Below are 21263 nucleotides of genomic sequence, written 5' to 3'. Positions count from 1 at the left end.
CTCCTTCAACATCACGTCCGCTAGCGCCAAAACCCCGGATTTTCAGCTTTTTCCTTGATGTTAAATTCGATGATCTTCTTTAGCAGATCATAGTGCACCGGATCAGTCCATCGAATTCTGAACAGGCGCGAAGAAGCGCTGTACCCGGCTTGAGCGATGTCATCGGCAAAATGCTCCATCGTCTCTTTTTCAGGTAAAATGCTCAAATGATTTTTTGCCGCGGCAAACATAATGATATAGGTGCCGTGATCGGTAAATGTCGGTTTGTTCCACTTGATCTGCGCTTCTAAGTTCGGAAATTGGCCAGCCGTCCACGACAAAATTTCCTCTGCCTTGAGACGGTGATCCGGGTTATCGATTCCTGATACATATTTTGCGAACACATCCATGCCCATCTCTCCTAAAATGAAATATCATTACTCTTTACATCATCATAGCCAACAGACGGACACGATACAACTCTATACCGGCATGTAAATCGAAAAAAGCCCTCCCCAAAAGGAGAGGACCCGTCCCTTCACATCACAGCTCTCTCTAATATCTCTCCCCCAGCTCCCGCAAAATAAAGTCGTAGATCATTCTTGTCCGCTCTTCTTTCGGATACAGCATGAATTCCTGCCGCTTCGGGATATGACTGCCCATCCTGTCCTGAAAAGTGGTTCTGAGATAGGCGGTTCTGTAAACCTGATTTTCAAAAGAATGATAGGATACTTCCAGTTCCATCGTTTTGCCGTTTGAGAACGTGACCGCTGTGTCATCAAATGCCGTCGGTTGAAAATCTTTAACGTGCACATGCGATATCCAGCCGCATTGAGGCCTTGCAGAAGAAAGTGTAGGGAATAAAAAGATGTGATTTGAAGGGTCCACCATAATCGGCGGCTTGTGAGAAATTTTAATCGCTTCATATGTTCCCGCTTTTCTCCCGGCATAGCTGGAGCCAAAGTAGCGGCAGCTTCTGTCGATGATGTGAATCGGCTTCATGCTGACATACAGAATGCAGTCTTTTTCAATGACCTTCGACCCCATTTTACCGTCTATTTCCTCAGGCAAAACAGCGATGGTTGAACGATTTACTTCGTAGCTTTCTAAGGGTGCGTGTGTTTTCTGGCACATAATGTGCAGCCTCCAATCCTTTTCTTGAAAATTTATACTAATAATCTATCATCTGTCATTGAAAAACGACAGGTTTTTTTTGAATATAGCTAAAAATCACCTTTTAAAGATGTAATTTAGTCTTAAATTACTATTTAAATATTATTTTTCTTTTTCATTTCACCTCATTTATACAATGCTAATTTTCGTTTTTTCGTCAATTTGCAGGATATGTCGATATATTTCCAAGTATTAGTTGTCTAAAGATTATAAAAATTAATTGATTTTTCCGGCCGTTATCCATATACTATAAAAAAGGCATTGGGGGGATTCTTTATGAAAGAGAAAAAGTCGTACACTGAGCTCATGAAGTCCCGCAACACGCAAAAAGCAAACGAATTCGATGTGACAATGGCCGATATTTACATTCAAATGGTGCTTGATGAATCCTTGTATAAACGCCGGATCGCCATGCTGACAATGCAGATTAATAAGGCGCTTGATGATAAAAATAAAGAAGCGTTCCTCACGCTTTCAAAAGAATATGCCGCACTCAAACAGAGTGAATAAGCCAATCCATATGGATTGGCTTTTTTTACATTATCCGTTTACGATGGTGCCGCCGTTCACATGAATCGTCTGTCCCGTGACATAGGAAGAATCATCGCTTGCTAGGTACAAATAGCTCGGCGCCACTTCAACAGGCTCTCCCGGACGCTGCATCGGCACGTCTGAGCCGAAGACTTCCACTTCCTTCGCCGAGAAGCTCGCCGGGATCAGCGGCGTCCAGATCGGCCCCGGCGCCACTGCGTTTACCCTGATGCCCTGAGTGACAAGAGATTGGGAAAGAGATCTTGTAAACGTGACGATCGCCCCTTTTGTCGCTGAATAGTCAATCAATGTTTTGTGGCCTTTATAGGCGGTAATGGAGGCCGTATTAATGATTGAACTTCCTTTTTTCAGGTGAGGGAGCGCGGCTTTCGTTAAGTAAAACATTGAAAAAATATTCGTCTGAAACGTTCTGATGAGCTGGTGGCTCGTGATTTTCTCAATCCCCGGCTGCACGTGCTGCTCACCCGCGTTGTTGACCAGGATGTCAATGGAAGGAAAGGCTTGGCCCGCCTGGCGGATGACATCGTTGCAAAAGGCTTCGTCGCCGACATCCCCTGCGATCAGCAGACACTTCGCCCCCTCTTTTTCTACATATTGCTTCGTCTCTTCGGCATCCTGATGCTCATCAAAGTAAACGATGACCACATTAGCGCCTTCCTTCGCGAATAAAACGGATACGGCGCGGCCGATCCCGCTGTCTCCGCCCGTGATGACCGCCGTTTTCCCTTCAAGTTTTTTCGCCGCTTTCGGTTTGTCAAAAACGGGGCGCGGGTCCATTACATATTCAAAGCCCGGCTGCCGGTTTTGATGCTGCGGCGGCAAGGTTTTCTTCTTCTGGTTAGCCATTTTGATCACTCCTTTACATTAATTACTATATTATGAGTAATTTGAGCATCTTATACGAATTTCATGTATGAATAGAGTCTTATTGGAAAAATTAAGAATATACAACAGAGGAGGTAAATCTGAATTGACTACTTTTTCAAACGAGGAACCGGCTTCCTATTGGAAAGCAACAGCTGGCATTCCTTCCTTTCCCGCCCTCACTGAAGATACGGAATGTGACGTTGCGGTTATCGGCGGAGGAATTACGGGCCTGACAACGGCATACGAACTGACGAAAAGAGGTTTCCGTGTCGCTGTCATTGAAGCAGACCGGATTTTAAACGGGACGACCGCGGGCACGACCGCAAAAATTACCGCCCAGCATGATTTCATCTATGCCGATCTTATTCAGCAGATCGGCCTGACCAGCGCAAGGCTGTATTTCGAAGCCCATCTCCGCGCCATGGAAGACATGAAGCAGATCATCAAGGACCTTTCGATTGACTGCAGACTGATTGAACAAGACGCATATCTTTACACCAATACAGAATCAGGCGTCAAAAAAATCCGCAGTGAGCAGGAAGCTTATACCAAGCTCGGTATTGAACACGAGCTTGTGAAAGAACTTCCCGTCCCCGTTGATTGCAGGCTCGGCCTCGCCATGAAGAATCAGGCGCAATTCCATCCGCTTTTATATGGCGCGGCGCTCGTCAAAGAGATCGTTAAAAACGGGGCGCGGATTTTTGAACAGACGGCTGCGATCGACATAAAAAAAGAACCGCAGCCGGAAGTGGTCACGAAAAACAGACACGGCATCAAGTGCAGCTATATTGTCTGCTCTTCCCACTTTCCTTTTTATGACGGAGGCGGGCTTTACGCCGCCAGAATGTATGCCAGCAGATCCTACGTACTCGCGGTAAAACCGAAACAAGCGTATCCGGACGGGATGTATCTCAGCATAGACAAGCCGTCCAGATCACTGCGATACACCGATTTGAACGGTGAAAAACTGGTGCTTGTCGGCGGCGAAAGCCACAAAACAGGCCAGGGAAAAGAAATGTCCGAGCATTACGAAGCGCTGAAACAATTTGCGGAAGACACAATCGGAGTTGAAAGCATCCCATATCATTGGTCTGCACAAGACCTTGTCACCATTGACAAAATTCCGTTCATCGGTCCCATCTCAGGCGATGAAGAACATATTTTGGCGGCGACCGGTTTTAAAAAATGGGGCATGACAAGCTCAGCGCTCGCCGCGAAGCTTTTGGCTGATCATATTCAAAACAAAAAGAACCCGTTTTCCGGCCTGTTTATTCCGTCACGCTTCCACGCAGATCCGGGACTGAAAAAACTGATTTCCTATAATGCCGACGTGGCCAAACACCTTATCTCGGGCAAACTTGAGAGGCCGGACGCTTCACCTGAGACTCTTCGGCCCGGGGAGGGAAAAATCGTAACGGTAAACGGCAAACGGGCCGGCGCCTATAAAGATGAAAAAGGCTGTCTGCATCTTGTCGATACGACATGCACCCATTTGGGCTGTGAGGTCGAATGGAATGACGGCGAACGGACGTGGGACTGTCCTTGTCACGGGTCCCGGTTCACACCTGACGGCGGGGTTGCCGAAGGTCCCGCCATCAAGCCGCTGAAGCGCCTCAGCCAAGATTGACTAAACCATTCTGTACGAATGGTTTTATTTTTTTTCGCAATAAAATATTTTTATCAGATGCCTTCATTCAAGTTCCTTCCATACCGATAAAAAGAAAAAGAGAATATCTGGGGGAACTTATATTGTTATTTAAAAAAGACCGCAAAAAAGAAACAGCTTATTTTTCGGAAGCCGATGGAAAAAAACGCATCGCGCTTTCAAATCAATATGCAGATGTCCAAAAACAGCTGAAAATGGTCAGGCTTGGAAACGAAGAACTTCATGTGCTTGAAGAGCTGCAGCCGTTAATTAAAGAACATATCTCAACAATCGTCGATTCCTTTTACCGAAATCTGGATCACGAAAAATCATTAATGACGATCATTAACGACCACAGCACGGTCGAGCGCCTGAAAAAAACATTACGGCGTCATATCCATGAGATGTTTGCCGGCACGATTGATGATGAATTCATTGAAAAAAGACAGCGCATCGCTTCCATCCACTTGCGGATCGGCCTTGAACCGAAATGGTATATGGGAGCGTTTCAGGATCTGCTTCTGTCGATGATGAACATATATGAAGCAACCATTCCGGATTTGCATGAGCTTTTAAAAGCGATCAAAGCGACGACGAAAATATTGAATCTTGAACAGCAGCTCGTCCTTGAAGCATTCCAGACTGAATATAACTGCCAGCGTGACGAACAAGAGGAAAAGAAAGCCCGTCTTCATCAAAAAATCCAGGAAACATCCGGATCACTCGCTGATTTGTTTTCAGAAACGAGCAGAGCCGTGCAGGAGCTGGTCGATAAATCCGAGGGCATTTCCGAGGCGTCAAAAGCCGGCACCGTCACTTCCGTACATGTCGAAGAAAAATCAATCGGCGGGAAAAAAGAGCTTGAAAGCCAGCAGAAGCAGATGAATAAAATCGACACCAGTCTTCTGCAGATCGAAGAAGAAATGGACAAGCTGAATGACATCGCCCAGCAGATCGAAAAAATCTTCGGCATCGTGACGGGGATCGCCGAGCAAACGAATCTCCTGTCACTCAACGCTTCAATAGAATCTGCGAGAGCCGGTGAGCACGGCAAAGGGTTCGCCGTTGTGGCGACGGAGGTAAGAAAGCTTTCAGAGGATACGAAAAAAACCGTTTCCACCGTATCAGAGCTCGTGAACAATACCAATACACAAATCAACATCGTGTCCAAACATATCAAAGATGTAAACGGACTTGTAAGTGAAACGAAAGAAAAAATGGCGCAGATCAACCGTCTGTTTGATGACATCGTCCAAAGCATGAAAACGAGCAAAGACCAGACAGGCAAAATCGACGTTGATTTGCAGGCCTTTCTCGGCGGCCTTCAAGAAGTCAGCCGCGCCGTTTCCCACGTTGCATCATCCGTTGATTCACTTGTTATCCTTACAGAAGAATAAAGATAAACCGACCGGCCTTTTTCATAAAGGGCCGGTCTTTTTAATGTTAACTTAAAATATAATATAGTTGACATATATAAAGACTCGCTTTATTGTATAAACATATTTTGATAAGCTGGAGGAATACATAATGAAATTGACAGAAATGATGCATATTGCCGTGTTTACCGCCATTATGGGACTTTTGGGGCTGCTCCCGCCGCTTTTCTTATCCTTTACGCCGGTTCCGATTACGCTCCAGACGATCGGAGTGCTCTTATCGGGAAGCATCCTAAAACCGAAAGCGGCGTTTTTAAGCCAATTGCTGTTTTTGCTGATTGTGGCATGCGGAGCGCCTCTCCTTTCAGGCGGCAGAGGCGGGTTCGGGGTTTTTTTCGGGCCGAGCGCCGGATATCTCATCGCATATCCGCTGGCGGCATTACTGCTGAGCCTCAGCATCCAAGGCCTTCGCTCAGCTGCTGTCCCCCATTTGTTTATCAGACAGTTCTTGTTCGGCGTGCTGTTTTTGTATGTCATCGGCATTCCCGTTCAGGCTTTTATGATGCACATTGATATCTTGACTGCCGTAAAGCTCAGCCTCATCTATGTGCCCGGAGATCTGCTTAAAGCGGCCGCAGCCTCATTCGCAGCCGTAAGAATCAGAAAAACTCTTCAAGCAAGCCGGCTTTTGCCGACGAAAGGAAGCTGATTTTAGTCATCATGATTACATCATCATATTCAGATACAGCCGGACAAGCGCCGGAACAGATCGCAATTCAGACAGAAACAGAACAGATCAACTATCAAACTTGGAACAGGCTGGTAAACCAAACCGCAAACTGGCTTGGCAGCCTTTCAGGTAAGCCGGAAAACATTGCAATATTACTGCCGAACGGCATCCCATTTTTACAACTTTTCGCAGGCGCGGCGCATGCCGGCTGCACGGCGGTTCCGTTAGATCCCCGCTCGGCAGCGGCGGAACTCGCGGACCAGCTGCACATCAGCAAAACCGGCCTCGTCATCTGTGACCGCCGGCTGAGCGGCAGACTGGACGGCGTCAAAACGCCTGTCATCCTGTGGGATGAATGCAGGCCTTTGATCGAGGCGGAAAAAACGGAAGGCGCTTTTATCAAAAACGACGGCCTGCCCTTTTATACCGGATTCACCTCGGGATCGACCGGTAAGCCGAAAGCCTTCATCCGCTCTCACCGTTCGTGGCTGGAGAGCTTTTCTTGTACGAAACGTGAATTCGGCATTTCCCCTGATGACAAAGTGCTGGTACCGGGCACGCTTCGCTCGTCACACTTTTTATACGGCGCCGTCAGCACTTTGTTTATCGGCGGAACCGTCATCCTTCAAAGAAAATTCAATCCGGCCGGAATGAAAGACCGGCTCAGACAAGCTGACGTTCTATATACCGTTCCGACAATGACGGACGCCCTGCTCTCACTAGAGGCGTTTCCGGATACACCGCTCAAGGTGATTTCTTCCGGTGCAGACTGGCCCGCTTCGTCTAAACAAGCGCTGTCAGAGCGCTATCCCCATTTGCGGTTGTACGATTTTTACGGAACGTCTGAGCTGAGTTTCGTGGCGTTCTTATCGCCTGAAGACAGCGCCCGAAAGCCTGACGCGGCGGGCCGCCCGTTTGAAAATGTTACAATCGAAATCCGCCGGCCCGGCGGAGAACGCTGCATGCCGGGCGAAACGGGGAAGATTTTTGTGAACAGCCCGATGAAATTTTCCGGATACATCAATGGCGCAAAACCTGATGATTCCGGCTGGATGACGGTTGATGACATGGGATATATCGATCGTGAAGGCTATCTTTATATCGAAGGACGTGAAAACGGGATGATCGTATCAGGCGGCCTGAATGTATTCCCTGAAGAGATAGAACGTGTGCTCAACCGCTGTCCGGGCGTCAGAAAAGCGGCCGTCATCGGCATTCCTGATGATTATTGGGGCAGCATCGCCGTTGCGGTGATCGACGGACATGCAAATGTAAAGGAACTGAAGAAACAGTGCCGCGAGCAGCTGGCGGCATATAAAATCCCGAAAAAGTGGCTGTTTTCAGACATACCGGAAACGGCCGGCGGAAAGATCGCCCGTGCCGCCGTACAAAAGCAGGCAAAGGACATGATGGAATGGAAGCTGTAATTACGGATGCGAAACGGACAATTTTCGCCCGGGAAAACGGCCTGTTAAAAGACTGTCTCCCAGAAGATTTGGCAGCTCCGCTGATCCGCCATTTGAGCCGGAACATCCCCGAAGACATTGATGAAGTCCTGATCGGAAACGCGACGGGCCGCGGCGGGAATCTCGCCCGGCTGTCAGCCTTGGCCGCCGGGCTTCCTTTGAGCGTGTCCGGTACGACCATCGACAGGCAGTGCGGCTCCGGATTGGACGCCGTGAGGGTCGCGTGCCACTTTGTTAAAGCCGGCGCGGGGAGCACATACATCGCGGGAGGAGCGGAGAGCAGCAGCCGTTCCCCTTTCTCATCCCGGGCGCGCTTTTCTCCTGAACACATCGGCGATCCTGATATGGGCATAGCAGCCGAGTATACGGCACAGGCTTACGGCGTAACGAGAAAGATGCAGGATGAATATGCCCTTCTCAGCTATGAACGGAGCGTCAAGGCGCACGAAGACGGCTTGTACCGCCGGGAAATCCTTCCCTGCCACGGATTCGCCGCTGACGAAAACATGCTGAAAAAGCGGAACATGGAGCCTCTCATCACCCGCGCCAAACCCGTCTTTCAGTCCGGAGGGTCTGTCACCGCCGCCAACAGCTGCGGAATTTCTGACGGGGCGGCGGCAGTTTGTGTGATGGAAGAACAAAAAGCGCGGTCTCTCGGTTTAAAGCCGGGATTGCGTTTTATCGGAAGCGCGGTAAGCGGCGTCCATCCGCATTATCCGTCAGCAGCTCCGGTGTATGCCGTTAAAAAGCTTTTGAAGGAGCGGGATCTGTCACCCGATGATATTGATATATACGAAATCAACGAGGCGTTTGCCGTCAAAATATGCGTTTTTTCACAGCAGCTTCAAGTGCCGTATTCTAAAATAAATGTCCGGGGCGGCGCTCTGGCCGTAGGGCATCCGTACGGGGCTTCCGGGGCGGCGCTTGTCACCCGGCTTTTTTATGAAGCAAAAAGACGCCCGGATGCCCGCTACGCAGCAGCAGCGATCGGCAGCGGAGGCGGAGTCGGACTGGCGCTTCTCTTTGAAGTGTTAACGTAACGGCAGTATAATAGATGATATCGATAAAAAATGATCGGAGTGGAGACTTTATGACTGCCGTTTGTTTAGTAAGACATGGAGAGACTGATTGGAATGCCCAAAAGAAGCTTCAAGGCAAATCGGATATTCCGTTAAATGCGACGGGAGAGCGTCAGGCGAAAGAAACAGGAGAGTACTTAAAGGGGTCTGAATGGGATGTCATCGTCTCAAGCCCGATGAAACGGGCCAGAAAAACGGCTGACATTATTAACGGGTTTTTGAATCTTCCCATTGTCGTCATGGAAGATTTCAGAGAACGGAGCTACGGTGATGCGGAAGGAATGTCTTTACCGGAACGGTCGAAGCGCTACCCGGATAAAAACTACCCGAACATGGAGACCGCAGAAGAGCTGACAGACAGAATGCTTGCCGGTTTAGTGAAAGTTCAGGAGCGGTTTCCTGAGCAAAAAGTACTGATCGTCGCTCACGGCGCAGCCATTCACGCCCTCTTGTCCGCCATTTCTGACGGTGATACCGACATACAAAACGCAAAGCTTGTCAATGCGTGCCTGAGCAATATCGAACGAATTGAAAATAAGTGGCGCGTCAAAGATTACAATGTAAGCAGCCACCTATCAGAATCATAACAAAAAGGCCCGAATTCAGTTTTGGGCCTTTTTAGCGAGCATTTTTTTCTGCAGATCATGTAATATGGCGTCCGCACCGTCAATGCTCCGGCGCTCCGTCCATACCGCCCTGTCCGCGCGGTAAACGTGTCCGTTTTTTACGGCTGTCAGCTGTTTCCAAAGGTGATTTTTTTCGAGTTCTTTCTCACCGTCCAACAGTACGATGTAATCAGGATCGATATGCAAAAGCTGCCCGGGCGTCATTTTGATAGAGTCTGATTTCCCGCCGGAATCCGTCTGGACCGCATATGTAAACCCTGCGAGCGTCAAAAGCCGGGACGTGAAAAACCGGTCATCCTTTACGGAAATGCTGTCATTTGCAGCGTCAATTAATAAAATCGTGCCGCCTTCTGCATCCAGCTTTCTTTTGATGTCATTCAGCTTTTCTTCCTGGGCCGACAATTGTTTCTCTATGATGCCATCTTTACCGACCGCCTTTTCAATAGTAAGGGCAGCGTCAACCGCATCCTGATAATCCGCAGCTTCATTTTGTAAAGCGATTGTCGGAGCGATCTTCGTCAGTTTATGGTAGATCCCCTTGTGAAGGCTTGAGTCTGCAATGATGAGATCGGGTTTTAACGAAGTGATCTTTTTCAAATCGGGATGTGACGGGAGCCCGACGGACGGACTGCCGTCGTTTCGCTCTTTCCGGTCATCCGCCGCGGCCGCCGGCTTTATGCCGAGATCATGGAGGGTATCAATAAAGCCATCATTCAATACGGCGACGCGATGCGGGTGCGCAGCCACATGCGCCGTCCCCAGATCGTGCCTGACGGCGGTTTCATGTTCCTGTTCTGAACATGCCGTTATGAAGAGAACGGATAAGATCATCAGCATACTGAAAATTGGTTTCATCTGTTCCCCCTCTTTCATTTTTCCGCAATTATATCATTGACAATATAAGTATCAATGATATTCATTATCATTATTTTTATAAAATGGTTTCACAGCTTTTCTCCGTCAAGAAAGCCGAAGACTGATTCATGCCGGCCGCTTTATTTCATTCCGCTTTCGTTTCCATCAGACTTCTGCATTCAACAAAAGGTGACATTTATCCTGTTTTTGCCGCAGCTTCTAAAAATGGAATCAAACCGTTCGACCCAGCAAACAAGAGAGCGATCGCGGCTGTGTACAAATACTCATGTCCTTCCATCGGTTTTTTCCATTAAAATTTAAATATTTCGGGTTCCTATTAAACGAAAGAGAGATGATATACCTAAATAGAAATAAAACAAACTGAAAAAAATTGGGTCTACTAAAATATTATTCCATGCTATACAATTAATCCACAGAATAATCTGTCTATTGGTTGTTCTGCAAATGAAAAAAAGGAGAGGATAAAGAGTGAGAGGCAAAAAGGTATGGATCAGTTTGCTGTTTGCTTTAGCGTTAATCTTTACGATGGCGTTCGGCAGCACGTCTCCTGCCCAGGCGGCAGGGAAATCAAACGGGGAAAAGAAATACATTGTCGGATTTAAACAGACAATGAGCACGATGAGCGCCGCTAAGAAAAAAGATGTCATTTCTGAAAAAGGCGGGAAAGTGCAAAAGCAATTCAAATATGTAGACGCAGCTTCAGCTACATTAAATGAAAAAGCTGTAAAAGAGCTGAAAAAAGACCCTAGCGTCGCTTACGTTGAAGAAGATCACGTTGCACAGGCGTACGCGCAGTCCGTGCCTTACGGCGTATCACAGATTAAAGCCCCTGCTCTGCACTCTCAAGGCTTCACCGGATCAAATGTTAAAGTAGCGGTTATCGACAGCGGTATCGATTCTTCTCATCCTGATTTAAAGGTAGCAGGCGGAGCCAGCATGGTTCCTTCTGAAACAAATCCTTTCCAAGACAACAACTCTCACGGAACTCACGTTGCCGGTACAGTTGCGGCTCTTAATAACTCAGTCGGTGTATTAGGCGTTGCGCCAAGCGCATCTCTTTACGCTGTAAAAGTTCTCGGCGCTGACGGTTCCGGCCAGTACAGCTGGATCATTAACGGAATTGAGTGGGCGATCGCAAACAATATGGACGTTATTAACATGAGCCTCGGCGGACCTTCTGGTTCTGCAGCGTTAAAAGCGGCAGTTGACAAAGCCGTTGCTTCCGGCATCGTAGTCGTTGCGGCAGCCGGTAACGAAGGCACTTCCGGCGGCTCAAGCACAGTGGGCTATCCTGGTAAATACCCTTCTGTCATTGCGGTAGGCGCTGTTAACAGCAGCAACCAAAGAGCATCTTTCTCAAGCGTAGGTTCTGAGCTTGATGTCATGGCACCAGGCGTCTCTATCCAAAGCACGCTTCCTGGAAACAAATACGGCGCGTACAATGGTACGTCAATGGCATCTCCGCACGTTGCCGGAGCGGCTGCTTTGATTCTTTCTAAGCACCCGAACTGGACAAACACTCAAGTCCGCAGCAGTTTAGAAAACACCACTACAAAACTTGGTGATGCTTTCTACTACGGAAAAGGGCTGATCAACGTACAGGCGGCAGCTCAGTAAAACATAAAAAAACCGGCGTCGGCCATGGCCCCGCCGGTTTTTTTATTATTTTTCTTCCTCCGCATGTTCAATCCGCTCCATGATCGACGGGTGGCTCCCTCTGAAAATTTTGACGAGAAACGGCGGGTTGACCCGGCTCAGTCCCGTATCGGCCAAATCCTGAAACGTCTCAATCGCAGCTTCCCGGTTTCCGGTCAGCTCGATGCCGTAGCGGTCGGCGGCGTTTTCCTGATACCGGGAGACGGCATTCGTAATCGGATCAGAAGCAAAACTGAGAACGGATATGAGCAGCAATAACAGCGGGAGGGCGGCCAGATCTTCAGGCCCCTTTATATGAAGCATTCGGCCGAAGAATTTGGACAGCCGCTTATAAAGCTTGTCAATGATATAGAACCCGGCTAATGACAGCAGCAGATACCCGGCCAGTCCGATGTACACGTGCTTCATCACATAGTGCCCCATCTCATGCCCCATAATGAACAAAATTTCCCGATCCTTCAGTTTGTTAAGCGTCGTATCCCACAAAACGATTCGCTTATTCGAACCGATCCCCGTCACATACGCATTCAGCGCATTCGTTTTCTCCGACATATTTACTTCATAAACATGGCTGGCCGGAATGTCGGCCTTGTCGGCAAGCGACAAAATTTTGCTTTCCAGCTCCTTGTCTTTCAGCGGATAGAAATCATTGTATAAAGGATCAATCACGACCGGCTGCAGGAAAAACAAAAACAGGGTAAACGGCACAGTAAGACACCAAGCGTAAAACCACCATTTTTTTGTATGCTTTGTGATCAGCCAGTAAAACACAAGCACACACACGGCAAACAGCGGAAAGCTGATCCAGAAATCAATGACATGGTCTCTTATCCAGCTTGCTGTTGTCTGCGTCGAAATATGATACGCAAGCGAAACCCGATATCCGATCCACTCAAGCGGAAGCGAAGCCGCCGTAACGATGAGTGAAATCACAAATACGAAGCTTACGATTTGCAGCACCCGAAAGCGCACCGCTGCTTCCAGCCAATGCTTTATTTTTTTGGCAAGCCCCGTAATGAGCAGCAGAAAAAATAAAAACCAATCTAACGGCGCTCCGATGAAAAATAAAAAATCCTTTACATTTGAAAAGTTTTCAGCGGCTGCCAGGCGGCCCGGGTCCATAAACGAGGACGGATCGGCTTTCGTTCCCTTTACGGCCTCCGGGACGGCGGAGTCTCCTGTCATAAAGAAATACCAATAGAAAAAAAGGCCGTACAGCACATAGGCAAGTCCCGCTGCCGCTATCCATTTGCGCATGGAAGTCTCCCTCCTTAGCCTTATGACTTACTCCTATTGTAAGCATAAATGCAAATAAATAGAACCAAGCCTCCAAACGGATGTTAATCTTTTCACAACAGAAAAGAATGGAACAACAGGAAGCGGGAAAGACTAAAAGACGGAGTGATGAATATGAAAAAAATAATCGCGTTTATTGTAGTAATCGCCCTTTTGGTTATTGCTTTCTTCTATGTATACAGCCGGACCGGCGATGTGTTTCCATCAAGCAACGCAGATCTGATTATTCTGTCTGAGCACGGAAAAAAAGAGATCAAAATTAAAGACAGGCAGAATGTAAAAGATATGCTCGATATCTTGAACCAAGGAAAACAAGTCAAACTGACCAAAAGCGTATCTCCCGATTACGACGGAACGGTCAAATACCATGAAGACCGTTTCGATTCATTCAGCATGTGGCTCGAAGGCGGCAATTATATGCTGTACAAGTATAAAAACACGTATTACAAACTGACCCGGCATGATACGAAGCTTGTACAAAGCATCATTAAGGAAGAATCGCAGAGCTGACCGGATCAGCATGTAAAAGCGAAGCCCCCGGCTTCGCTTTTCGTCCGTCATTTCGGAAGCATGTCCCGGACCGCCCGCCTCAGCAGCTTCCCGGTCGCATTCTTCGGAATTTCCTCAAGAAAAACCACTTCCGCCGGCCGTTTATATTTTGCCAAATGTGTTTCACAGTAATCAAAAACCGCCTGCTCTGTCAGCTCACCGTCCCCAGGCACTATATAAGCATGCACCGCTTCCCCCGTTTTGGCGTCAGGAACGCCGATGACCACGGCTTCTTTAATGCCCTCATGGCTGTAGAGCACTTCTTCTACTTCGCGCGGATAGACGTTGTATCCGCCGACGAGAATCATATCTTTTTTTCTGTCGACGATATAAAAATAACCGTCTTCGTCGCGCTTCGCCAAATCACCCGTGTACAGCCAGCCGTCTTTCAGCGCGTGCTCCGTCTCCTCGGGCATCTTGTAATAGCCTTTCATCACATTCGGCCCTTTCACGATCAATTCTCCCACTTGATGGTCGGGCAATTCGCGTCCGAGTGTATCGACGACTTTATTTTCGACATGTAAAATATTCGTCCCGATCGAGCCGGGCTTTCTCCCCCGGTCAAACGGATTAAAACAAGTAACCGGCGACGCTTCAGAAAGTCCGTACCCCTCCAGAATGGTGACGTCAAAGGTTTGTTCAAACGTCTGCAACAGAGCGACCGGCATGGAGGCGCCGCCTGAAATGCACAGTCTGACGGACGCAAAATCCTCCGCCTTGCCGTGCTCGTATTGATACAGATAGTTATACATCGTCGGAACGCCGGCAAAAATGGTTGCCTGACGGCTTTTAATCAGTTTAAACACAGAAGCCGGGCTGAATTGCGGCTCGATTAAGACACACGCTCCGCTCATCAGAGGCGCATTCATACAAACGGTTAAACAAAAAACGTGAAACATCGGCAATGCCGCCACAATTTTGTCTTTCTCATTCATTCCTAAGTATCCGGCGACATCATTTGCATTGGAGAAAAGATTCTGATGGGTGAGCATGGCGCCTTTCGGTTTTCCGGTCGTCCCTGAGGTGTATAAAATGACGGCAGTATCATCTTTTGACAATGTCGGATAAGTTCTGCTGCGCTCCGCCGGGCGAAGCATTTTTGTAAACGTTGTCATTTTTAAGCGCAATTGAGGGTCTTCTGTCGATGGAGCGTTCTCTGCTGTCTGGCTGATAATGATATGCTCCAGCAGCGGCAGCGAGCCGTGCAGGCTTTCAAATACGGGAATTAATAGATCGATGCCGGCGATCGCTTTGACATCGCCGTTTTTCAGCATGTATGCGATTTCTGAAGGTGTATATGCCGGATTAACAGGTATGACGACAATTCCCGCTTTTAACGCGCCGAAAAACGCAATAACAAAGTCAGGCGTATTTCCGAGCAGCAGCGCGAGATGATCCCCTTTTTTCAGTCCCCTGTCCTCCAAGCCGTTTGCAAATGCTTTGATTTTACCTGCCAGCTCCTCATACGTCATGTACTGATCTTGAAACAGACAAGCTGGTTTTTCCGGTTTCTGCGATGCCGTTTCTTCCAATTTGGAAACCAGATTCATTTTCCCACCCCTTTAAAAATGTAATGAATGAATAGTCATTCATTTGTCCGGAATAAACGTTCACTTTTATTATAGAAAAATATAGAAAAACACTCAAGGGCAAAAAGCCCCGAGTGCCGTAAAACCGGAAACTATAATTGTTTCAGCGCTTCACTGACCGGCGTGCCGCCCGCCGTCAGATCGAATGCTTTTTCATACGTATTCGGTTCATCAAGGGATGCGATAACGGTCTTGGCGACATCGTCTCTTGAAATGGAGCCTCTTTCTAAATCGGCCGCGGCTTTGATATTTCCCGTGCCGGGATCATTTAATAACCCGCCCGGCCGGATAATCGTATACGTCAGACCGCTCGCTTCAAGAATTTTATCCGCATAATGCTTTGCGGCGTAATACGGCTTCAGCGCTTCATTCCAATTGCCGCGGTTATGAGCCTGAAGGGCGCTTACCATAATGAACCGCTTGATGCCGGCTTTCTTTGCCGCTTCTACCGCTTTCGCCGCTCCATCAAGATCAATCAAAAGCGTCTTATCGTATCCGGTGCTTCCTCCTGATCCGGCGGTAAACACAATCGCGTCACAGCCTTCGGCGGCTTTCGCGATGTCTTCCGGGCTTCCTTCCAAATCTGCAAGAACGGCTTCTGTTCCCGCGGCTTGAAGCGCTTCTTTCTGCTCTTGTTTCCGGACCATCGCCCGCAGCGTATGCGTGCCGTCTTTTTGAAACAGCCCGGTCAGCCGCTGTCCGATCTGTCCGTTTGCTCCGATGAGAAATACTTTCATCATGATCCCTCCCTATTCATTATGGTTCTATCATTTCACAAAAACGGGCGCTGATTCAAATCATGCGTTCGGCAAATGCTCTAATAAATCAGCTCGAGGAAATCTTCCAGCTCTATTTTGCCGAAATACTGTTTCAGATCGATTCCGGCCAGCGCTTCCCTGATAGCGGTTCGGTCATACTGTTTTCCGGTCAGTGCCTGTTCGACTTCACTCACATCTTTCGCACCGAAGAAATCACCGAAAATTTTGCAGTCCTGAATGATTCCTTTTTTCACTTCAAGACGCAGATCAATCGATCCGACCGGATAACGTTTCGAATGCTGAAGATTAAATGCGGGCGACCTGCCGAAATTCCAGTCCCAGTTTTGATAGCGCTCTTCGGAAATCTTCCGGATCGCTTTCCAGTCTTCATCGGTCAGTTTATATTCCGGCACTTCGGAAAGATCATTTGTATTAAAAATATGGTGAAGCAGGTGCTTTTTGAATTCGTCCGCCGTCATTTTGTCATCAAGAAACTCGCTGATGTTGGCGACACGGCTTCTGATTGACTTAATGCCTTTTGATTCGATTTTGTCCTTTTTCACTTTCAAGGCTGATACAACATGATCAATGGCGGAATCCAGCATTAATGTTCCGTGGCTGAAAATACGCCCTTTCGTCGAAAATTGAGCGTTGCCGGAAATTTTTCTGCCGTCCGCGACGATGTCGTTTCGGCCGCTTAATTCAGCTTCCACACCGAGCTGGCGCAGCGCTTGAATAACGGGTTCGGTGAATTTTTTAAAATTGTGAAAGCTGTCGCCGTCATCCTTGGTGATAAAACTGAAATTCAGATTCCCGAGGTCATGGTAAACCGCACCGCCTCCTGATAGCCTGCGGACGACGATGATTCCGTTATCTTCTACGTATTTCGTATTGATTTCTTCTATTGTGTTTTGGTTCTTCCCGATGATAATCGACGGCTGATTGACATAAAACAGCAGGTATGTCTGTTCAGGGTCGAGATGCTTCACGCAATATTCCTCGATCGCGAGGTTGATCCTCGGGTCGGTTATGTTTTGATTGTCGATAAATAACATGGTGCTCCTCCTTTATTTCTCCCACTTCAATCCGGAAGCGGCGATTGTCACTTCGCCCCCGAACACGGATTCCGCTTCTTCTTTCAGCTTCCGGTGCTCGCCGAAATGAGGCAGATGCGTGAGAATCAGCTCCCCCGCTCCGGCCTCCTTCGCGATACGTCCGGCTTCCAAACTGTTCATATGGCCGGCTGACGTGCCGTCCTGGTCTGCGTAAAAATTGCACTCACAGATCAGCAGATCGGCATTTTCCGCAAACGGGATAAACGCGTCCTGGTAGCTTGAATCAGCCGTATACACAACAGAAGCTGAACCGTCAGTAATCCGCATCGCATAACAAGTGACCGGATGCACCGTTTTCAGAAAGGTAATGGTGAACGGCCCGGCAGAAAGCGGGCGGTCCGGCTGATAGGCCACTCCTTTTGTATGCGTTTTATATGTAAGACGCTCAAACTGTTCTATATCAGCATCATGCCCGTAAATCGGCAGTGCATGCGTCCCTTTTCCGAGAAAGGAGCCGACCTGTTTGGCAAATTGAAGCGGCCCGATATCAGCGATGTGATCATGATGATAATGGGACAAAATGACGGCATCAAGCTCTTCTGCCGGAACATAGGCAAACAGCTTTGATAATACGGCGCTTCCGCAATCGACGAGCAGAGAATAGCCGCCGGACTGAAACAGATAGCCTGAAGTTGCTTCGTTTGCGGCCGGAAACCCGCCGCAGCATCCAATAACTGTAACTTTCATATAATCCTCCGAATGTTTATGATAAAAAGTTCCTTTCCTCCAATATACCTATTTTTCGTACAAATTGCATGTTTTAAACATTGTGCCAAAACAGCCGTTGATTTTCTCAAACTGTTATAATACAATGTAAAGACAAAACAATGAAAGAGGGATGGGTATGTTGGAAAAGATGTCGGATTTTTTCAGAAATTTACCCGGTAAGAAATGCGAAGAATGCGGAAATGAGATTGTTGAGCAGTATGAGTGTCACATTAATTTGTGCAATGACTGCTTGAAAATTAAGGATATGTGACAATAGGGCGCCGCACAATTCTAAGTTGTGCGGCGCCCGTTTTTTTCGGCCCTCATCATACTTTCTGAATAGGGCGTTATTCACCATTATTAGCAATTATCTGTACGTTTTAAAATATTCAGTATTTTCAATCTATATTTTTCTATAGACGGATTGTTTTCTTTTCTATTATAATTTGTTCTAATAGCTATCTTTTTAGATACTTATTGCACTTTTTTCTTCGGGAGGTAATCTATGAAAAAATTACGCTTTGGACTAGCGACGCAAATTTTCGTCGGACTCATACTAGGGGTTGTAGTCGGTGTCATCTGGTACGGCAATCCCGCCATTCCAACATATTTACAGCCTATCGGCGATTTGTTTTTACGCTTAATCAAAATGATAGTGATTCCAATTGTCGTCTCCAGCTTAATCATCGGCGTTGCCGGCGCGGGAAGCGGAAAACAAGTCGGAAAATTAGGCTTCAGAACGATTTTGTATTTTGAGATCATTACTACTTTTGCCATTATTCTCGGGCTGGCTTTGGCGAATCTGTTTCAGCCGGGGGCAGGCGTTAATATACATGAAGCTCAAAAGACAGATATCAGTCAATATGTTGAAACAGAAAAAGAACAAAGCGGCAAATCCGTTGCGGACACATTCCTGCATATCGTACCGACAAACTTCTTCCAATCATTGGCCGAAGGAGATCTGCTTGCCATCATCTGCTTTACCGTGCTGTTTGCACTCGGCATCTCGGCAATCGGTGAAAAAGGAAAGCCTGTCTTGGCCTTCTTTGAAGGTGTTTCTCATGCGATGTTCCATGTTGTGAACCTGGTCATGAAAGTTGCGCCGTTTGGTGTTTTTGCGTTGATTGGTGTTACCGTTTCCAAATTTGGGCTCAGTTCCCTGCTTTCACTCGGTAAACTGGTCGGTTTAGTATATGTAGCTTTGGCTTTCTTTCTCATTGTTGTATTCGGAATCGTCGGAAAGCTTGCCGGTTTAAACATTTTCAAATTCCTCGCCTATATGAAGGATGAAATTTTATTGGCGTTCAGTACGTCAAGCTCCGAAACCGTACTCCCCCGCATCATGGAGAAGATGGAGAAAATCGGCTGTCCGAAAGGTATTGTTTCCTTTGTTGTGCCGATCGGATATACCTTTAACTTAGACGGATCTGTGCTGTACCAATCAATCGCCGCTTTATTCCTCGCTCAGGTATACCACATTGACTTGACCATTTGGCAGCAGATTACCCTTGTGCTTGTCTTGATGGTCACTTCCAAAGGAATGGCTGCCGTGCCCGGGACTTCTTTCGTCGTCCTGCTTGCGACACTCGGCACAATCGGCGTTCCTGCAGAAGGCCTTGCATTCATCGCCGGTGTTGACCGGATTATGGACATGGCCCGTACGGTCGTCAATCTGACCGGAAACGCGCTGGCATCCGTTGTGATGTCAAAATGGGAAGGCCAGTATGATCCCGTTAAAGGCGCGAAGGTCATGAGCCTCGCCAAAACAGAACAAAACACAACCATCTCAGGTTAAAAAAACCCTGCACGGAATGATTTCCGCGCAGGTTTTTTTATGCCATCGGCGATAGAACGTACCGATGCAAAAGCTTTGCCGTATTAAGAAGCGATAATTCATGCGTGCGTTCAAAAGCGTGTGAAGCGTCAATTCCCGGGCCGATCAGCCCGTGGACGATGTCATGGCCCGAACGGATGGCTGCTGAGGCATCAGAACCGTAATACGGATAAATATCAAGCTGATAATCAATGCCATAGCGCTCCGCAAGGCCGGCCAGATGTTTTCTGAGCTGATAATGGTACGGGCCGCTCGCATCTTTCACGCAAATGGAGACGGTATATTCATCCGTTGACTGGCCGTCGCCGATCGCTCCCATATCAACAGCCAAGTATTCGACGGTCTCAGGAGGAATGTTGGAATTGCCGCCGTAGCCGATTTCTTCATTATTAGAAATCAGAAAATGCGTCGTATACGGAAGTTCGATTTTCTCTTCCGTGATACGGCGGATTAAATTCAGGAGCAGAGCCACGCTCGCTTTGTCATCAAGATGCCGGGACTTAATAAAGCCGCTCGGCGTAATCTGCACGCGCGGGTCAAATGAGATGAAATCGCCGACCCTGATGCCGAGATCGGACGTCTCTTCCTTCGTCCGGACAGGCTCATCAAGGCGGACTTCCATATTCTCCTGATTCCGCTCTGCCTTGCCGGCGTCCTTGTAGACGTGCACAGAAGTCTGATGCATTAAGATGGTGCCTGTATAGGTTTTGCCGGAAGAAGTTTGGATCTTGCAATATTCTCCTTCAATCGAGTTATATCGGAAGCCGCCGATCAAGTCAATCTTCAGCCGGCCGTCCGCCTTTATTTCCTTTACCATCGCGCCGAGCGTATCGACATGCGCCGTCAGCAATCTGTGTTTCTTGTCATCACGGCCGGGAATTGTGACAAAAAGACCGCCTTTGCGGTTTCTGTAAGAGGAGACGCCCCATTCTTTTAAAAGACTTTCTGTATAGGCGATAACCTCGTATGTATTGCCCGTCGGACTCGGAATCGACACCAATTCTTTAATCAGTTCCATCGTATGTTTCATATTTTCCACAGGTCATTCCTCCTATCAATTTTATTCTTCTTAAAATATACTCTTTTGATCCATAACCCGTCCAATCTTTTCCTTCTCTTTTTTCATAGAATGAAGGGAGCATGAGCATAGGAGGGAAATGTATGATCAGCCGTAAACCGCACAAGCGGAAAAGATTTCATAATGATTGGTTTGAGGATTGGTTTGAGGATAATTGGTCTGGTGCAGCCTTCTGGGGCTGTAAAAAAGAAAAAGATCACTGTAAAAAGAAAAAAGAAGACCCTTGTAAAAAGAAGAAAGATAAAAAGAAGCATCATCATTCATGCTGCCGCTGCCGTCATTGGTAATCGTTCACACAAGCCCGTTTTACA

At 47.6% G+C, this 21263-nt stretch carries 22 protein-coding genes and 1 pseudogene; 13 read left to right on the top strand and 10 right to left on the bottom strand.

Annotation, left to right across the window (positions count from 1 at the left end; all coding sequences use genetic code 11):
* Nucleotides 1–20: 20 nt before the first annotated feature.
* Together GNE05_RS05660 and GNE05_RS05655 are read right to left on the bottom strand one after the other, a co-directional pair.
* On the bottom strand, nt 21–389 hold the full coding sequence (locus GNE05_RS05660) for an iron chaperone (RefSeq protein ID WP_012117235.1): 369 nt from the start codon (nt 387–389) through the stop codon (nt 21–23).
* A gap of 145 nt (nt 390–534) precedes the next feature.
* Nucleotides 535–1113 carry a competence protein ComK gene (locus tag GNE05_RS05655; protein ID WP_003155179.1) on the bottom strand — a complete coding sequence of 193 codons (579 nt, stop codon included), beginning with the start codon at nt 1111–1113 and terminating at the stop codon, nt 535–537.
* Nucleotides 1114–1428: 315 nt separating this feature from the next.
* Between GNE05_RS05655 and GNE05_RS05650 the strand changes: the two genes are divergently transcribed.
* Nucleotides 1429–1662: an IDEAL domain-containing protein gene (locus GNE05_RS05650; protein WP_007610478.1), complete on the top strand. Its 234-nt coding sequence runs from the start codon at nt 1429–1431 to the stop codon at nt 1660–1662.
* A gap of 30 nt (nt 1663–1692) precedes the next feature.
* Here the strand turns inward: GNE05_RS05650 and GNE05_RS05645 are convergent, their stop codons facing one another.
* Nucleotides 1693–2550, bottom strand: a complete 858-nt coding sequence (locus GNE05_RS05645; RefSeq protein WP_015239527.1) for an SDR family oxidoreductase — start codon at nt 2548–2550, stop codon at nt 1693–1695.
* Between the two features lie 124 nt (nt 2551–2674).
* Between GNE05_RS05645 and GNE05_RS05640 the strand changes: the two genes are divergently transcribed.
* The 7 genes and pseudogenes from GNE05_RS05640 to GNE05_RS05615 all read left to right on the top strand — a co-directional run bounded on the left by GNE05_RS05640 (nt 2675) and on the right by GNE05_RS05615 (nt 9454).
* Entirely contained in the window at nt 2675–4198 is a 1524-nt protein-coding gene (locus tag GNE05_RS05640; RefSeq protein ID WP_160182541.1) for an FAD-dependent oxidoreductase, read from the top strand.
* A pseudogene (locus tag GNE05_RS21515) lies at nt 4195–4854 on the top strand (protoglobin domain-containing protein); the annotation flags it as partial. The gene GNE05_RS05640 and the pseudogene GNE05_RS21515, both read left to right, overlap by 4 nt.
* Nucleotides 4855–5097: 243 nt before the next feature.
* Nucleotides 5098–5613, top strand: a complete 516-nt coding sequence (locus tag GNE05_RS21510) for a methyl-accepting chemotaxis protein (protein WP_375167588.1) — start codon at nt 5098–5100, stop codon at nt 5611–5613.
* Between the two features lie 130 nt (nt 5614–5743).
* The gene (locus GNE05_RS05630; protein WP_003155185.1) at nt 5744–6301 is read left to right on the top strand and encodes a biotin transporter BioY; all 558 of its coding nucleotides are present in this window, start codon (nt 5744–5746) and stop codon (nt 6299–6301) included.
* An 11-nt stretch (nt 6302–6312) separates the two neighbouring features.
* Nucleotides 6313–7749, top strand: a complete 1437-nt coding sequence (locus GNE05_RS05625; protein ID WP_160182539.1) for an acyl-CoA synthetase — start codon at nt 6313–6315, stop codon at nt 7747–7749.
* On the top strand, nt 7737–8828 hold the full coding sequence (locus tag GNE05_RS05620; RefSeq protein ID WP_160182538.1) for an acetyl-CoA C-acyltransferase: 1092 nt from the start codon (nt 7737–7739) through the stop codon (nt 8826–8828). Before GNE05_RS05625 ends, GNE05_RS05620 begins: the two co-directional genes overlap by 13 nt.
* Nucleotides 8829–8878: 50 nt before the next feature.
* Nucleotides 8879–9454, top strand: a complete 576-nt coding sequence (locus tag GNE05_RS05615) for a histidine phosphatase family protein (protein ID WP_007610462.1) — start codon at nt 8879–8881, stop codon at nt 9452–9454.
* A 15-nt stretch (nt 9455–9469) separates the two neighbouring features.
* Here the strand turns inward: GNE05_RS05615 and GNE05_RS05610 are convergent, their stop codons facing one another.
* On the bottom strand, nt 9470–10348 hold the full coding sequence (locus GNE05_RS05610) for an ABC transporter substrate-binding protein (RefSeq protein WP_095060906.1): 879 nt from the start codon (nt 10346–10348) through the stop codon (nt 9470–9472).
* A 489-nt stretch (nt 10349–10837) separates the two neighbouring features.
* Between GNE05_RS05610 and GNE05_RS05600 the strand changes: the two genes are divergently transcribed.
* Nucleotides 10838–11986 (top strand): S8 family peptidase, encoded by a 1149-nt coding sequence (locus GNE05_RS05600; RefSeq protein WP_061862038.1) that lies wholly within the window; start codon nt 10838–10840, stop codon nt 11984–11986.
* Nucleotides 11987–12031: 45 nt separating this feature from the next.
* Here the strand turns inward: GNE05_RS05600 and GNE05_RS05595 are convergent, their stop codons facing one another.
* Entirely contained in the window at nt 12032–13282 is a 1251-nt protein-coding gene (locus GNE05_RS05595; RefSeq protein ID WP_007409200.1) for a M48 family metallopeptidase, read from the bottom strand.
* Between the two features lie 153 nt (nt 13283–13435).
* Between GNE05_RS05595 and GNE05_RS05590 the strand changes: the two genes are divergently transcribed.
* The gene (locus GNE05_RS05590; RefSeq protein WP_012117225.1) at nt 13436–13831 is read left to right on the top strand and encodes a YhfM domain-containing protein; all 396 of its coding nucleotides are present in this window, start codon (nt 13436–13438) and stop codon (nt 13829–13831) included.
* Nucleotides 13832–13878: 47 nt separating this feature from the next.
* On the opposite strand, the gene GNE05_RS05585 is transcribed toward GNE05_RS05590, so the two are convergent.
* The 4 genes from GNE05_RS05585 to GNE05_RS05570 all read right to left on the bottom strand — a co-directional run bounded on the left by GNE05_RS05585 (nt 13879) and on the right by GNE05_RS05570 (nt 18019).
* Nucleotides 13879–15420, bottom strand: a complete 1542-nt coding sequence (locus GNE05_RS05585; protein WP_094295664.1) for a fatty acid--CoA ligase family protein — start codon at nt 15418–15420, stop codon at nt 13879–13881.
* Between the two features lie 131 nt (nt 15421–15551).
* Nucleotides 15552–16196, bottom strand: coding sequence for an SDR family oxidoreductase (locus GNE05_RS05580; protein ID WP_032863814.1), 645 nt, complete (start codon nt 16194–16196; stop codon nt 15552–15554).
* Between the two features lie 80 nt (nt 16197–16276).
* The gene (gene lplJ / locus GNE05_RS05575) at nt 16277–17272 is read right to left on the bottom strand and encodes a lipoate--protein ligase (RefSeq protein ID WP_003155205.1); all 996 of its coding nucleotides are present in this window, start codon (nt 17270–17272) and stop codon (nt 16277–16279) included.
* Nucleotides 17273–17284: 12 nt separating this feature from the next.
* Nucleotides 17285–18019: an MBL fold metallo-hydrolase gene (locus GNE05_RS05570; RefSeq protein WP_017417389.1), complete on the bottom strand. Its 735-nt coding sequence runs from the start codon at nt 18017–18019 to the stop codon at nt 17285–17287.
* A gap of 151 nt (nt 18020–18170) precedes the next feature.
* Between GNE05_RS05570 and yhfH the strand changes: the two genes are divergently transcribed.
* Nucleotides 18171–18311 (top strand): protein YhfH, encoded by a 141-nt coding sequence (yhfH, locus tag GNE05_RS05565; protein WP_012117221.1) that lies wholly within the window; start codon nt 18171–18173, stop codon nt 18309–18311.
* Nucleotides 18312–18545: 234 nt separating this feature from the next.
* The gene (locus GNE05_RS05560; protein ID WP_007610442.1) at nt 18546–19835 is read left to right on the top strand and encodes a glutamate/proton symporter GltT; all 1290 of its coding nucleotides are present in this window, start codon (nt 18546–18548) and stop codon (nt 19833–19835) included.
* A gap of 37 nt (nt 19836–19872) precedes the next feature.
* Here GNE05_RS05560 and GNE05_RS05555 read toward each other — a convergent pair whose 3' ends face one another.
* Nucleotides 19873–20904: a M42 family metallopeptidase gene (locus GNE05_RS05555; RefSeq protein WP_216631575.1), complete on the bottom strand. Its 1032-nt coding sequence runs from the start codon at nt 20902–20904 to the stop codon at nt 19873–19875.
* Nucleotides 20905–21035: 131 nt separating this feature from the next.
* Between GNE05_RS05555 and GNE05_RS05550 the strand changes: the two genes are divergently transcribed.
* The gene (locus GNE05_RS05550; protein WP_021494937.1) at nt 21036–21239 is read left to right on the top strand and encodes a hypothetical protein; all 204 of its coding nucleotides are present in this window, start codon (nt 21036–21038) and stop codon (nt 21237–21239) included.
* Nucleotides 21240–21263: the final 24 nt, after the last annotated feature.

Source organism: Bacillus sp. AM1(2019) (genome assembly GCF_009906915.1).
Taxonomy (GTDB): domain Bacteria; phylum Bacillota; class Bacilli; order Bacillales; family Bacillaceae; genus Bacillus; species Bacillus velezensis.
Note: the sequence above shows the minus strand (reverse complement) of the source record. Positions and strands in the feature narration are given on the sequence as shown.